This is a genomic window from Desulfococcus multivorans (genome assembly GCF_001854245.1).
In the GTDB taxonomy this organism is placed as follows: Bacteria; Desulfobacterota; Desulfobacteria; order Desulfobacterales; family Desulfococcaceae; genus Desulfococcus; species Desulfococcus multivorans.
Map to the genome: position 1 here is coordinate 2988425 of NZ_CP015381.1, position 14880 is coordinate 3003304.

Annotated in this window: 10 protein-coding genes; 5 read left to right on the plus strand and 5 right to left on the minus strand. The window is 58.5% G+C overall.

Annotated features, from left to right (window positions below; genetic code table 11):
- The first annotated feature begins 607 nt into the window (after positions 1-607).
- On the plus strand, positions 608-2671 hold the full coding sequence (locus dmul_RS13010) for a copper-translocating P-type ATPase (RefSeq protein WP_020878829.1): 2064 nt from the start codon (positions 608-610) through the stop codon (positions 2669-2671).
- 28 nt (positions 2672-2699) lie between these two features.
- Here dmul_RS13010 and dmul_RS13015 read toward each other — a convergent pair whose 3' ends face one another.
- The 5 genes from dmul_RS13015 to dmul_RS13035 form a co-directional block, all read right to left on the minus strand.
- Positions 2700-3236, minus strand: a complete 537-nt coding sequence (locus tag dmul_RS13015) for a hypothetical protein (protein ID WP_020878828.1) — start codon at positions 3234-3236, stop codon at positions 2700-2702.
- Positions 3237-3352: 116 nt separating this feature from the next.
- A complete protein-coding gene (locus dmul_RS13020; RefSeq protein ID WP_020878827.1) occupies positions 3353-6850 on the minus strand; it encodes an efflux RND transporter permease subunit in 3498 nt (1165 codons plus the stop codon).
- 67 nt (positions 6851-6917) lie between these two features.
- A complete protein-coding gene (locus tag dmul_RS13025; protein WP_020878826.1) occupies positions 6918-8450 on the minus strand; it encodes an efflux RND transporter periplasmic adaptor subunit in 1533 nt (510 codons plus the stop codon).
- Between the two features lie 117 nt (positions 8451-8567).
- Positions 8568-10109: a TolC family protein gene (locus tag dmul_RS13030; protein WP_020878825.1), complete on the minus strand. Its 1542-nt coding sequence runs from the start codon at positions 10107-10109 to the stop codon at positions 8568-8570.
- Entirely contained in the window at positions 10106-11482 is a 1377-nt protein-coding gene (locus dmul_RS13035) for a TolC family protein (protein ID WP_020878824.1), read from the minus strand. Before dmul_RS13035 ends, dmul_RS13030 begins: the two co-directional genes overlap by 4 nt.
- A gap of 498 nt (positions 11483-11980) precedes the next feature.
- Here dmul_RS13035 and dmul_RS13040 point away from each other — a divergent pair, with 498 nt between their 5' ends.
- From dmul_RS13040 to dmul_RS13055, 4 genes are all read left to right on the plus strand, one after another.
- The gene (locus dmul_RS13040) at positions 11981-12949 is read left to right on the plus strand and encodes a universal stress protein (RefSeq protein ID WP_020878823.1); all 969 of its coding nucleotides are present in this window, start codon (positions 11981-11983) and stop codon (positions 12947-12949) included.
- A gap of 58 nt (positions 12950-13007) precedes the next feature.
- A complete protein-coding gene (locus dmul_RS13045) occupies positions 13008-13193 on the plus strand; it encodes a hypothetical protein (protein ID WP_020878822.1) in 186 nt (61 codons plus the stop codon).
- Between the two features lie 758 nt (positions 13194-13951).
- Positions 13952-14509, plus strand: coding sequence for a DUF134 domain-containing protein (locus dmul_RS13050; protein ID WP_020875887.1), 558 nt, complete (start codon positions 13952-13954; stop codon positions 14507-14509).
- Between the two features lie 22 nt (positions 14510-14531).
- Positions 14532-14873: a DUF5320 domain-containing protein gene (locus tag dmul_RS13055; RefSeq protein WP_020875888.1), complete on the plus strand. Its 342-nt coding sequence runs from the start codon at positions 14532-14534 to the stop codon at positions 14871-14873.
- Positions 14874-14880: the final 7 nt, after the last annotated feature.

Sequence of the window (14880 nt, forward strand, 5' to 3'; positions counted from 1 at the left end):
GCGAAGACAATGTGCCGAAGCTCGCCGATTTCGGCCTCTCGATGGGCTTTAATTTTCCCTCAGTAACGCAATTGAATTGACTCAACTCGACTTTCAGGGTGTTGAGACAGAAGTTGCGTCCTTTTTCTTAAAATTCAACTTTCGACTTTCATGATGGTCACCGGAAAGCGGTGCCGGGAGGATACGGCCCGGGCCCCTTCAGCGGTGAGTTTTAGTGCCGCTTAAGCGCCGCGGCGGATCAGCGGCCCGGACTGTTTGAGCGCCAGCGAGTTTCCGGGCCGCCCGGAGCAAGCTTTAGCGGCACTTGAACGAAACCGCGTGGGGCGCGGGCCGTATCCTCCCGGCACCGGCCTATGAAAGTCGAAAGTTGAGTTAAAATACATAATGCGCCTTATTGAAACAATTCATGCAACATGCATATCGTATAATGTATTTGATGAGAAACAGGATAATTGCTAACCAAACATCAATCGATCCTCTCCCTCATGAAATTTTCATCCATTCGCTGTCGGTGGGTGCATGAAGCGCAAATTGGAAACGCGTGACTTTTCTCAATACCGTATAGCGGCTCAAGGGAAACCTCGAAATTCGAGAGAAGGGAGAAACCATGGCCAAACAACAGCAAACCGACAAAAAGTCCCACCGCGATCCATCCAACAACACATCCGATGACCGCGAACACCAGGCCGCCCACGATGGCCACGACAATCACAAAAACGGCAATCACCATGCCCACATGGTGGCGGATTTCCGAAAACGTTTCTGGATCTCCCTGGGGGTGACCCTCCCCATCCTGGCCCTGTCGCCCATGATCCAGACATTTCTGGGCTTCAAGCGAACGCTCGGGTTCCCGGGAGACGTATACGTGTTGTGGGCGCTCTCATCATTTGTGTTTCTTTACGGCGGTTGGCCGTTTCTCAAAGGTCTTTTCGATGAACTCATGGAGCGGCAGCCCGGTATGATGACCCTGATCGCTGTCGCGGTCGCCACGGCCTATGGATACAGCAGCGTGGTTGTCTTCGGTCTGAAAGGCAAGGTCTTTTTCTGGGAGTTGGCCACGCTGATCGACATCATGCTGCTGGGCCACTGGATCGAGATGAAATCGGTCATGGGGGCCTCTCGCGCTCTGGAGGAGCTCGCCAAGCTCATGCCTTCGGACGCCCACAAGGTTCTTGAAGACGGCGGCACCCAGGATGTGCCGATAGTGGAACTGAAAGCCGGGGACAGGGTGCTGGTGAAGCCTGGGGAAAAAGTGCCGGTGGACGGTGAAGTGGTGGACGGCGAAAGCTCGGTCAACGAAGCCATGCTGACGGGAGAATCGAAACCCGTGGATAAACGACCCGGTTCGGCGGTGATCGGGGGCGCCGTGAACGGCGACGGCGCGATCACCGTCGAGGTCACGAAAACCGGCAAGGACGCCTTCCTCTCCCAAATGGTCGACCTGGTGGAAGCGGCGCAACAGAGCAAGTCCAGAAGCCAGGACCTGGCCAATCGGGCGGCGCTGTGGCTCACGATTATCGCGCTCAGCGCCGGCGCCCTCACCTTGATCTTATGGCTGATGGTTATGAACCGTGAAGTTGCCTTCGCCCTGGAGAGGGCGGTAACCGTCATGGTGATCACCTGCCCCCACGCCCTGGGGCTTGCAATACCGCTGGTGGTCGCCGTCTCCACGGCGCTCTCCGCAAAAAACGGCCTTCTCATCCGGGATCGGGCGGCATTCGAAAAGGGCCGAAATATCCAGGCGATCATCTTCGATAAGACCGGCACGCTGACCAAGGGCGAATTCGGGGTCACCGATACGGTCGTCTTCTCCGACGACATGTCGGCGGAAAAGATGCTCGAATACGCCGCTGCGGTGGAGGCGCATTCCGAACACCCCATCGCCAGGGCCATCGCCGGGGCGGTGGAAAAAGCCTTACCCATGGAGGCGTTCAAGGCCATTCCGGGGAAAGGGGCCCAAGGGAAGGTGGACGGCAGGGACGTCAAGGTCGTAAGCCCCGGCTATCTCAAGGAAAACGAGATTCCAATGAAAGACGACAGAATCGATGTCTTCAATTCAAAAGGGAAAACCGTCGTTTTCATCCTGGTCGACGGAGAACTGAAGGGTGCGATCGCCCTCGCGGATATCATCAGGGAAGAATCCAGGGCGGCCGTCTCCAAGCTCAAGGAGATGGGCATCAAGTGCATGATGCTCACTGGAGACAATGGGTTGGTTGCCAAATGGGTGGCCGAGGAGATCGGGCTGGACGACTATTTTGCGGAGGTCCTTCCCAAGGACAAGGCCGAAAAGGTCAAGGCGGTGCAGAACAGCGGCCTGGTGGTCGCCATGACGGGAGACGGCGTCAACGACGCGCCCGCCCTGGCACAGGCGGATGTCGGCATCGCCATCGGCGCCGGGACGGACGTGGCGGTCCAGACGGCCGATATCGTCCTTGTGCGAAGCAATCCCATGGATGCAGTGGCCATCCTGGATCTCTCGCGGGCCACCTACCGGAAAATGATCCAGAACCTTGTATGGGCCACGGGATACAATGCCTTCGCCATTCCCCTCGCAGCCGGAGCGCTCTACACCTACGGCGTTCTATTGTCTCCCGCCGTGGGCGCGGTGCTCATGTCGATGAGCACCGTGATTGTCGCCGTCAACGCGAGATTCCTGAAGATTGACAGATAGATCGATCGACGATACCGATTTCCGGATTCTACCGCAATTCATACTCAAAACTGTCCAGGAGGGTTTTGTCACCGACGACCGCCTTGGTGTTGACGGTGTAGGCGCCCTTTTCCGCCAAATTCACATCGGCGCCGTATCCGGCGCCCATCCCCATGCACATCACCCGTTGTTCGCTGTTGCCGGGGCCTCTGATCAGGTATCCCACTCTGGCGTTTTCAACGGCGTTGCCGTCCTTGTCCTTCACATACACCATCAGGTGGTGGCTGTGTTCCATTTCCGGCATATTTTCCATGCCCTTCATCCGCGCTTTCATATCGATAAGCTCGTAACTGAGATGATAGCCCTCCACAGTGGCGGTGTGGATTTTTATGCCGCCTGGCCCTTCTTGGGCCATGCCCTGGCTGGAACCGTCCATCATATGGCCGCCTTGCCCCATGTCCCGGCCGCTTCCACCGTCTCCGTGACCGCCCCCTCCGCCATGCCCGCCGCCGGCGCCCAACACAGGCCAGGCCGGGGCCATCATCACGCCAAATACGATTGCTGCGATATACATGTATTTTTTCATGGTCAATGTCTCCTTTTTCTGTTTCCCCGCCCGGGTGGGCGAAGTTTACCGCTGTTGATCACAACGTTCTCTCGCGTCTTTTCCCGAACTGCACACCGGCGCCACGGGTTTCCCCGTCAACCTGCCGAATCTTCTTCCCGCCAGGCCCGCTTGAGTTCCCATCGCTTCCAGATGTCATACACCACGGGAATGATGACGAGTGTCAGGACGGTGGATGAAACAAGCCCGCCGACCATGGGAGCGGCAATCCGCTTCATGGTCTCGGAGCCCGTTTCCGAACCGTACATGACCGGCAGGAGGCCGATGAGGGTCGTGGCTACGGTCATGATCTTGGGGCGCACCCGGTCCACCGCGCCCTCGATGATGGCCGCTTTCAGGTCTTCGGGAGAACCCATCTCGCCCTGGGCCCGTCTCCTGGCATACACCTCGTCCAGATACACCAGCATGACCACGCCGGTCTCCGCCGCCAGCCCGGACAGGGCGATGAACCCCACCACCACCGCCACCGAAAGATTATAGCCTAAAAGATAAATCAGCCAAACCCCGCCCACCAGGGCGAAAGGCAGGCTCGCCATCACCACCGTCGCTTCCACGATGCTGTTGAAATGGATGTAGAGCAGGATGAAGATCACCGCCAGGGTCGCGGGCACGATGATGTTCAGGGTCCTTCTCGCCCGTTCCATGTATTCATACTGTCCGGACCAGACCATGGAGTAGCCGGCCGGCAGCTTTACAGCCTCGTCCACGATCTTTTTGGCGGTCTCGACGTACGTGCCCACGTCAACACCCTTGAGGTCGACATATATCCAGGCCGAACGACGGGCATTCTCGCTTTTGATGCCGGCCGGTCCCTTGTGGATGGAGATCTCCGCGAGCTGAGCCAACGGCACCTGGGTGCCGGTGGGCGTGGCCACCAGAACCCGCCGGAGCCGATCGATGTTGTCGCGGAGTTCCCGGTCGTATCGCAGGTTGACGGGATAACGTTCGAGCCCTTCCACCGTATAGGTGACGTTCATGCCGCCGATGGCTGTCATGATGACCTCCTGGACATCATTCACCGTCAGCCCGTAGCGGGCGATCTGGGTTCGCCGAATATTAAAATCGAAATAATTTCCTCCGGTCACCCGCTCGGAAAACGCCGACAGGGTGCCGGGGATGTCCCTGACCACCGCCTCGATCCGTTCTCCCAGGTCGGACAGCACCTGCAGATCAGACCCCATGAGTTTGATGCCCACCGGTGTCTTGATGCCGGTGGAAAGCATGTCGATGCGGGTCTTGATGGGCATGGTCCAGGCGTTGGTCAGGCCCGGAAACTGGATGGCGGCGTTCAGATCGTCAACCAATTCATCGGTGGTCATGTATCGCTTTTCCGGCCATATCCACGTCAGGGGTGCTTTGAGCCATCCAGGCCAGTCCGAGAACCATCGGTCGACCTTTTTTCGCCGCCACTCGTGGAGAAGTTTTCCGTTTTTCTCCTCGGGCCAGAGCCATGTCAGGGGATATTTGAGCCAACCCGGCCAATCCGAAAAAAAGCGGTCCACATGGATTACCTCATATTCGGCATGAGGCCTCAGCATGATTGTGGTTTCGATCATGGACAGGGGCGCCGGGTCTGTCGGTGTGTCCGCCCGGCCGATCTTCCCAAAGGTGTGGTGGACCTCGGGAAAAGCCTGAATGATCTTGTCGGTCTGCTGGAGCAGCTCCCTGGCTTTGGTGATGGAGATGCCCGGCAGGGTCGTCGGCATGTAGAGGAGGTCCCCCTCGTTCAGCGGCGGCATGAACTCGCTCCCCAGCCGGGAGGCTGGATACCCCGTAACAAGAATGATGAGCACTGCTGACGTCACCGTCGTTTTCCGCCATTTCAGGACCAGCTTGATCAGCGGCAGGTACATCCGAATGAAAAACCGGCTGATGGGATTGGTTGCCTCGGCGGTGACAGGCTGCGGAATGAGACAGACCAGGATGAAAAGAGAGAGGCCCAGAGCGGCTGCGAGGCTCCAGTCGGGCAGATCCAGGCCAAGAATTCCCGCTGCTGAAACGAGCAGGGGCGAGGCCGCGACCGAAAGTATGGAAATCCAGCGCTTTTTTTTCCGGGACAGGGTCGGATCAAGGGGCTGCTCCCGGACGAAAAAGGTCATCAGCACCGGCACGATGGTGATGGCCAGGATCGACGAGGCGGCCATGGCGAAGGTCTTGGTGTAGGCCAGCGGCTTGAACATGCGGCCCGACTGCTCCCCCAGGGCGAAGACCGGCAGGAAAGAGACCGTGATGATGAGGAGGCTGTAGAACAAAGCGGGCCCCACCTCTTTGGAGGCGTCGATGATGATCTGGGCATGGGTTGCGTTTCCGCGGTCCCGCTCGAGGTGTTTATGGGCGTTTTCCACCATGACCACCGAAGCGTCCACCATGACGCCGATGGCGATGGCGATGCCGCCGAGACTCATGATGTTGGCATTGATCCCGAGCCGGTACATGACCAGAAACGAGATGAGAATACCCACCGGGATAGTGAAAATGGCGACAAACGCCGACCGCAGATGGAGGAGGAAAATGACGCAGATGACGGCCACCACCGTCATTTCTTCGACGAGCTTTTTCTTGAGCGTCGCTACGGCCCGCTCGATCAGCCCGGATCGATCGTAGGCCGTTTCGATGATCACGCCTTCGGGCAATCCCTTTTCCAACGCCTTTAGCTTGGCCTTGACCTTTCGGATCACTTCGAGGGCGTTCTCTCCGAACCGCATGACGACGACACCGCCGACGATCTCCCCCTCTCCGTTCCATTCGGCGATGCCTCGCCGCAGATCAGGGCCGATCTGAATATTCGCGACATTCTTGAGCAGGATCGGCGTGCCCGCGGCATCGACGCCCACCGCGATTTTCTCCATGTCCTCAATCGATTGAATATATCCCAGCCCCCGTACCATGAACTCGGTTTCCGCCATCTCGATCAGCTTCCCGCCCACATCGGCATTGGAACGCTGTATCGCCTGACGGATCTTCTGGATGGGAAGGTTGTACGCCAGCAGCCTGTTGGGGTCGACCGTCACCTGGTATTGTTTCACGAACCCGCCGATCCCGGCCACCTCGGAGACACCAGGTACGGCCGTCAGCTCATACCGCAGATACCAGTCCTGGAAACTCCTGAGCTGCTGGAGGTCGTATTTGCCGGTGGTGTCTTTGAGCACGTATTCATAAACCCATCCGACGCCGGTGGCATCCGGTCCAAGGCTCGGCGTCACCCCCTGGGGCAGGCGGCCGGAAACGAAATTGAGATATTCGAGCACACGGGAGCGCGCCCAGTATAGATCGGTGCCGTCCTCGAAGATGATGTACACAAAGGAAAGCCCGAAGAAGGAATACCCCCGGACCACCTTGGCGTAAGGCACGCTCAGCATGGCCGTGGTCAGCGGATAGGTGACCTGATCCTCCACCACCTGCGGACCCTGGCCGGAATATTCCGTGTAGATAATGACCTGGACGTCCGACAGGTCGGGAATAGCGTCCAACGGGGTGTTCAGCATGGCCGTCACGCCCCCTGCGATCACGAAGAGCGTCGCCAGGACCACCATGAACTTGTTTCTCACCGACCACTCGATAATTTTCTCGATCATCCGGGGCACCCCTCTTTGCCGTCACGATTCATTCACGCTCGAATGTTCGCTGATGTCGGCAAATATATCATTCCATATCCTCGAAGAATGGATCATCCGCCGCCGGCGGTGTTCCCATACCTTCAAAAAAGTCGGCGTCCCCCTTCGACTCCGGCTCCGATGGTGCAGACGGCTTTTCGCGCGGCATCATCTTCCGGACGGCCTCCTTCAGCTTGGATTCCGAGTCGAGCATGAACTGGCCGGACGTCACCACGGTCTCGTTGGCTGCAAGCCCTGTTAAAACCTGAACACTGTCGCCGTCCAGGCTCATGCCCAGGACCGTCTCCCTGGGGATGAAGCGACCGTCGCCCTTGGCCACGAAAACCACGTTGCGTTCGCCGGAACGGATCACCGATTCGTTGGGGATGATCAATCCCTCCCCCTTACCGCTGGTTTCGATGCGGACATCGGCATACATCTCGGGCTTCAGGTCCAGGTCCGGGTTGGGGAACTCGAGCCGGATCACCACATCACGGGTTTTCCGCTGGAGATAGGGATAGACGTAGGCCACCTTCCCCCGATAGATTTTCCCGGGCCGGTAAGGCAGTGTCATCACGGCTTCCTGCCCTTCACCCACCCACCCCAGCTCATATTCGAAGATATGGGCCTCCACCCATACCCGGGTAAGGTCCGCCACCGTGTAAACCGTGGTCCCCGCCTTGACAAATCCGCCTTCCAGGGCGTTTTTGTGCGTCACCACGCCCTTGAACGGAGAGCGGATCATCACAAACTTTTTAACCTCCCCCGCCGATTCGATAGCCTGAATTTCGGTTTCGGCTACATCGAAATAGCTGAGGCGTCGGCGGGCCGATGCCAGGAGTTCGCGGCTCGCACCGCCCATCCGCCGGGCGTTGCGAAAGGCCGTCAGGTATTCTTCCTGGGCGGCCAGAAGCTGGGGAGAATAGATCTCGTACAGGGGCTGTCCCGCCTCGACGATTTCTCCGGTGAAATCGACGTACAGGCGACCGAACCATCCGTCGACCTTAGGCGCGACCTGGGCGGTTCGGGTTTCGTCATAGGTGATGTGCCCATAGGTCCGGATCGTATGCACCAGCGGTCCCTTCTCCACCCGTGTCGTTCGAATACCCATATTCTGCTCGACTACCGGATCGATACGGATGTCGACCCCGCCCACCAGTTCGTCCTCATACACGGGTACGAGATCCATTCCCATCTTGCTCTTGCCCGGAACATCGTAGATCTCCATGGGGTCCATGGGGGCCCGCCAATAAGCGATGGACCGCTCCCCCGAGGCGGCCTGGGGTGCCGCGTCGCTTTTCCTGGGGACCAGTTCCATCCCGCAGATGGGGCAGAGCCCCGGTTCTTCGGTGATGATCCAAGGATGCATGCCGCAGGTCCAGAGCTGGGTTTCCTCGGACGCGCCCTCACCTGAAGCCCCTTCGAGGCTCACCCAGTGCGGAGCGTGATATCCGAACAGTCGCAGTCCCGCCCATGCGAGAGCGACGGAAACAACCGCCGTGACGATCACCGTCGTCCACAGCGTCTTTACGGATACCCGACGTTCCCGGTTTAAAGCGTTTTTCTCTTTTTCATTTTCCATGATCAAGGGTCCTTCATCCCATCAGGAGTCCGTCATGCCGTCGACACCTGTCGTTCAGCGGTATGCCCGGCCGCGGCGTGCCGCCATCGCAACTTGAACATATCGCGGTGCGGCGCCTCACAGAGATACGCCGACCGCCTGCTCCAGTTCGGCCCGGGCCACGCCGATATCGGAAATCTTCCGTGCCAGTGCCAGGCGAACCTTGAGCCAGTTGGTATAGGAGGCGATGACGTCCGCGAAGGAGACCGTGCCCGACTCGTATCCGCGGGTGGATACGTCCAGAGCGGACTTCGAAAGATCCACAACCGTTTCCCGGTAGAGGATTTCCTCCCTGACGGCCCGGTCCATCTCAAACCAGGTGTTCCGGACATGGTTGTCCGTCGCTGCCGCCGCTTTCCTGAGATCGGCCCGCAGCGCCGCCAGGGAACTGCGTGTTCCCTTCAGCCAGGCGTCGTTGGTGCCGAACCAGGGTGATTTGGGCAGCCCCGCACCCACGGCCGCCGTTGTCCGGTCGAAAAAGGACGCCTTCACGGCAGCCGATCCCGCCTGAAGGACCGCCTCGTCGTCATAATAGGAGAGGCCCAGGGAATACGGCGGCAGGATCATGGTTTCGGCGAGCTCCAGCATCCGCTCCATCTTTCCCACCTGGGCACGAAGACGCCGGAGTTCCTGGCGCCGGTCCCGTGCAAGGGGGTGGAGCCGGTCCAGGGCCGGCAGGCGCCGGTCCGGTGTCTCTTTCACAGGCGGTCCGACGGCGGTGTCCGGGGGCAGATCCAGAATATCCAGCAGCATCGATTCCAGGTTGCGGGTGCGCTCCGTCAGGGTGACGAGATCCTCCTCCAGAATTCGGCTTTCGATGGTCACCTTGATGACATCCTGAAAGCTCGTATTCCCGGCTTTGTAACGGGTTTGCGCGACCGATTCGAGACGCTGAAAGAGGGACAGCGTCTCAGACGTGATGCTCTGGGATTTCCGGACATAGAGAAGGTTCCAGTAGGTTTTCCTTGCATTGGTCAAGGCATCCCGGCGTGCGATTTCAAGGGATTCCGCAGCAGCCCGGACAGAGGCATCCACCACCTCGCCCTTGAGGGCCGTCACGCCGGGAAACGGAAATTTCATCCTCACGGAGTCCTTGCCCTTCATGGGGCCGACGCCGGTCATCAGGCCTTCGGTGAAGGCGGTATACTGCTCGAGAACGGCATCGATCTCCGCCACCTGGCTGAACGCCTGCAGCTCCGCCTGAAGACGCTTTTCCGCGGCGTGAATCCCAGGGTTCCGGATCAGGGTCAGCATCTCGAGGGTTTCCAGGGTGTAGCCCCTCTTCAGGACGCCGGCCGCCCCGGCATCGCTTCGGGCGGCGGTCGAAAGCCTCCGGAAGCGCTCCGGCTCCGGCCGGTAAAAAGTGTCCGCCGTTCCGGAGGCCCCGGATACCTTCCGCCATTTTTGTCGCATCCCGGCAAGCTGCCGCCGGCCTTCATCACGGGATAAATCCTGTTCCGTCGAAAGGGACGCCGCAGCTTTCGTGCCGTCTGCAATCGATTGGAAATAGGACGGCGGCCGGTAATTGTCCAGCTCGGAGGACATCTCCCGATAATTGCTGCTGCAGCCAGCGGTCGCGCAAAACGACAGCGTAACGATCACACGTAGTATCGTCTTCACGGCTTGATCTCCCCTGCCGATGCCGTCTCCTGCCGGGTCAGATCGAGCCCCGCGAGGCGCTCCAGCCCGGCCAGGGCCTTGCCGTAGTCCGCCCGGGCCCGGGCCAGGGAAAGCTGGAAGTTATAGACCGTCGCCTGAATCTCCACAAAGTCGGAAAAACTGCCCTGCCCTTCCCGGAACCACGTTTCGGCGGTTTCCATGGAGGCCAGGGCCTGGGGGATCATCTCCTTCCCATAGAGGGTCATCAGCCGCTCGGCATTGCGAAGCCTGAAATAGAGGGCGCGGATCTGGGTCCGGCTCTGGTTGATCCGCTCGGCCTTCATCGCTCGGGCTCTCTGGGCGTCCGCCGTCGCCTGCCGGATCCGGCCGGCATTCTTGCCGAACCAAAGGGGAATGCTTACCCCGAACTGGATCCCCACGGCATCATCTCCCGCATCGGGGGGCGGCATCGTCACGTCGGGCTGCCCGATGCCCGCATAGAACAGCCCCACACTGAAATCCGGGAGATTCTGATATCGGGCCAGCTCGATGCGGCGCTCCGCCTGGGACACCTGGGCATCGGCCGTGCGGATCTCCTCCTGCCGGGATTCTGCCATGGCATAGATGTCGTCGAGGGTGTAGACTACCGGCCGAACGGCAACCGGCGCCAGCTCACCGATGGGGGCCCCGGGCGCCCGGTTCAGCAGTCCGTTCAGCCGGGTTCGCTCGGTATCTTCCAGCTCCTCCAAGAGCAGCATGTCATACCTGAGCTGCCCTGTCTGGGACTGTGCCTTCACCACATCCAGGAAGGTCGCCTGATCCTCGGCATAGGCGGTCTCGCTGATCTTTCTCAGTTCATCCAGCAGGCCGGCGTTCTTACCGGCAATGGACCGGGCCTGGCGGATATAGTGTAATTCGTGGTAGGATTCCTGGATCGCCACCGATACATCCCGGACGGTCCTGTCCAGATCGAGCCTTGCCATGAGGACCTCCTGCGCCGCCACCTCGCCTTCCTTGGAAAGCCTGCCGGGAAAGGGGAACCTCTGGGAGATCGAGGCGTTCCAGTCCTGGGGACCGAGACGGGTCTCGATGGGATCGGGGAAATACGTGACCATCAACTGGGGATCGGGCAGGCTCGTGCTCATGCGGTATTTTTCCACCACGGCCCGCGATGCCTCCCGAGCCGCCTGGATTGCGGGATTCTGTTCGTAGGCATAAACGATCAGATCAGGGAGGCGGGCCTGATCTTCCAGGCGCAGCCCATCGCCGGCCGATGGACCGGATGGAACTGACGGAGCCGGGACTTCGGACGCCATGAGCTTCGGTGTGAAACAGGACAATCCGATGATACCCGCCATCAATCCGATAGAAACCGCTCCTTTCATCATTTTCATGAGCATCCCCCTTATGGCGCTTCTTCTATAGATGTAAAGTTCATCATGAGATTCTTACCAGACAGCCATTTTGGTGCCGCCTTTTATATACCTGCGGTTTTCGATCTTTTCCTGGACGATGGCCGTCTCTTGCAGGGGATCCTCTGTCGGGCGGCCGGACCGATGGGAAAATCATGCACATGTCCTGTGAGGAGATGTAGGACGTATTCAAGGTCTTATAATTCAGGAGGTTAATCATCTATCTTGAAGATTTCAAACTTAAAATAGCCGTTTCCGATGCCGACACACTATACCGCAACCACGGCAGCACCCGCCGTTCCGACAGCGGCACCCCATCCAAAAGCCGCGAGGCAGCATGCAACGGAAGATTCTCTTGACTTGGTCGTCCGCATCCTTCATAGATCTCTGTAGTATCGGGACTCCGTGAAGCTCGTGACAGGTCTTTAACACGTTTGGCGGTATCGAACCGCAAATCGATCAAGGGAGGCATTGTGAACGATGGATGCGAAAAATCGTAAAAAAATACTGGTCGCCCTGGATGGTTCCGATCATTCCTTCAACGCGGTGCATTACCTCGCTCGGGTGTTGCCCCGCAACACCGCAACGATCGTTCTTTTCAGTGTCTACACCAAACGGCCCGAGCGGTTCTGGGACACCGAAGAGGATCCCTTCATCGATGCGAACGCCGACGACGGCCGATTGTGGGAGCTTGAGCACAAGAGGGCTATCGGCGAGTTTCTGGAAAACGCCCGTAAGACGCTTCTGAAATATGGTTTTCCACCGGACGACCTCCTCATTAAAAGCCAGGAAAAGCGGATCGGGATTGCAAGGGACATCATCCGGGAAGCCCAATCCGGCTATGACGCCGTCGTGGTCGGGCGACAGGGCATGAACCCCATCACGCGTCTCGTCATCGGAAGCGTCGCTGCAAAACTCATTGCCGGCCTGACGACGGTTCCCCTCTGGCTCATGGGGACCGAAGTCAGCTTCGACAGCAGCGCCCCGCTTAAACTTCTGGTGACCATAGACGGCTCCGATAACGCCCTGAGAGCGGTAAAATACGTGGGAGAAATGACAGCGGGCGCCGACATCGATATCACCCTGTTTCAGGTGATTCGGAGTTTTGATTTCAGGCTCCCCGGTCCCGATGAACATTTCTTTGCACCCCCCGAGGGGGCGAAATGGACGGAGGAATCCCGGGAGGCGCATGTAGTGCGCGCTGCTTTTGAGAAGGCGGTCAAAATCCTTGCAGACACCGGCTTCGATCACCGCCGCATCACCACAAAAATCGTTTCCGGTGTCGCCACCAGGAGCGGGACCATTATTGCCCAAGCGATGACGGGAGGGTACGGGACTATTGTCATCGGCCGGAGAGGCCACTCCAGGGTCGGAGAATTCCACATGGGACGCGTGACAAACAAAGTCATTCAACTGGCCGGCAAAACAACGGTCTGGATGATCAGTTGACAAACTTTGACGAGCCGCCCCTCAGGTCCTAACCTCTTTTCTGCGGAAGGTGATCAGCATGTATGAACAATTGAAGGACAGCAACACCCAGTGCGACCTCTGCGGTATGAAAGATCCGGAAGGTATTATCTATCGATCCGATAATTTCATCTATTTATGTTCCAAGTGCATGGAGAAAATCAAGACCGCACCCGACAGCCTCAGTGAGACCCTTGAACGAACGCTGATGGGGAATGTCCTGTGAAGGGATAATATTCCGGATTTATAAGTGATTTTAAGACGGTTAAAAACTCGACACGCAACTTTCGGTGTTTTTGGACCGGGGCCCAAGCCCTATGTCCATAGGTATTTGTACCTAGGTAAAATGGGTGTTTTCACCGATTGTTTTTACGGAATTAACCTGCTAATTCTGTGACACCCTCCAACTTTCCTTGGGGGTCTTTTACTCTTCTTCTCGCTCCCCCGCCATGGTGGCGGGGGAGAAAATTCCATTATACAATTTAACTTTCGACGTTCATGATGGTAACCGGAAAGAGGTGCCGGGAGGATACGACCCGTGCCCCACGCGGTTTCGTTCAAGTGCCGCTAAAGCTTGCTCCGGGCGGCCCGGAAACTCGTTGCGCTCAGACAGTCCGGGCCGCTGATCCTCCACTGCGCTTAAGCGGCACTAAAACTCACCGCTGAAGGGGCGCGGGTCGTATCCTCCCGGCACCGGCCTATGAAAGTCGAAAGTTGAGTATATAAATTAAATCAGATAGATAATAACTTTCTGCAAAATGCGGTTGCGGGCATGGTTGCGGAAAGGTTTTTCCTCGCAGTCTTCACCGCCGATACGCCGCCATCGTCCCGAGGCGGATATTTCCGCCTGCCCTGTCAGATTTTTCTCAGGATGGTCTGTCGACAAACAGAACATTTTTTGTCATTTGACCATTATTTCCCATTGACACCCAGCATCAAAGCAACTATGTTTTAGTCAAATGACCATAACAGGAGTTGATTGTCATGCCGAGACCCGTAAAACCGCGACTGGTGTCTGAACACCCTTTGGTGCCCTCTTTCGGCCCGATGGAGACCCTCCCTACCGGCGAGGTCCATCTCTCCGTGGAAGGCATGGAGGCGCTTCGACTCACCGATGATGAAGGGATGGATCAGGACGGCGCGGCCGTTCTCATGGGCATCTCCCGCCAGACCTACGGCAGGATTCTGGCAGAAGCCCGTCATACCGTCACCCATGCGCTACTGACGGGCAAGGTGCTTCGGGTCGGCGGGGGCAACTATCAGCTTCGGGAAGGCCGCGGCAGACATCGGCGACGGTGTGGACGCCGAGGGCACAGCGAAGCGGAACTCCGGAAAGGAGAGGCGTGTATGCCGAGAGGTGATGGAACCGGTCCCGACAGTCGAGGACCGTCAGGAAGCGGTAACGGCTCCTGCGGCCGGAATGGTCGGGGTCGAGGCAATGAACCCGAAAATATTTCGGGCTTCGGCAGGAAAGGCCGTGGCGGCCGGACCGCCACGACCGGACGTGTCGATCGGGATTGGGGGTCTCAAAACGAATCGTAATCTTATGAAAAGGAGGCAAATCATGCCGGGTTATGACGGAACCGGTCCCATAGGTCGGGGACCCATGACAGGCGGGGGCAGAGGCTTCTGCAACACAGGTCAACCTTACATCCGTCGGGGTGTCGGCGGCAGGACATTCGGCCGCGGCGGACGATGCTTCGGTTTTGGTCTGGGCCACGGATGGGGTGCCGGACGGGGACGGGGTGGCAGCCCCTTCCCCGCCGGCTGGAGTTCGGCCCGCACCATGAGCAAAGCGGAGGAACTGGAGATGCTCAGGACCGAATCCGAAGAGCTGAATCGCACGCTGGATGACATTCGGAACAGAATGGAAGCCCTCGAAAGATCAGGTGCGGAAAGCGAATAGCAGCACC

Coding starts and splice junctions, on each gene's coding strand:
- dmul_RS13010 (WP_020878829.1), top strand. CDS start 608: ATGGCCAAACAACAGCAAACCGACAAAAAGTCCCACCGCGATCCATCC.
- dmul_RS13015 (WP_020878828.1), bottom strand. CDS start 3,236: ATGAAAAAATACATGTATATCGCAGCAATCGTATTTGGCGTGATGATG.
- dmul_RS13020 (WP_020878827.1), bottom strand. CDS start 6,850: ATGATCGAGAAAATTATCGAGTGGTCGGTGAGAAACAAGTTCATGGTG.
- dmul_RS13025 (WP_020878826.1), bottom strand. CDS start 8,450: ATGGAAAATGAAAAAGAGAAAAACGCTTTAAACCGGGAACGTCGGGTA.
- dmul_RS13035 (WP_020878824.1), bottom strand. CDS start 11,482: ATGAAAATGATGAAAGGAGCGGTTTCTATCGGATTGATGGCGGGTATC.
- dmul_RS13040 (WP_020878823.1), top strand. CDS start 11,981: ATGGATGCGAAAAATCGTAAAAAAATACTGGTCGCCCTGGATGGTTCC.
- dmul_RS13045 (WP_020878822.1), top strand. CDS start 13,008: ATGTATGAACAATTGAAGGACAGCAACACCCAGTGCGACCTCTGCGGT.
- dmul_RS13050 (WP_020875887.1), top strand. CDS start 13,952: ATGCCGAGACCCGTAAAACCGCGACTGGTGTCTGAACACCCTTTGGTG.
- dmul_RS13055 (WP_020875888.1), top strand. CDS start 14,532: ATGCCGGGTTATGACGGAACCGGTCCCATAGGTCGGGGACCCATGACA.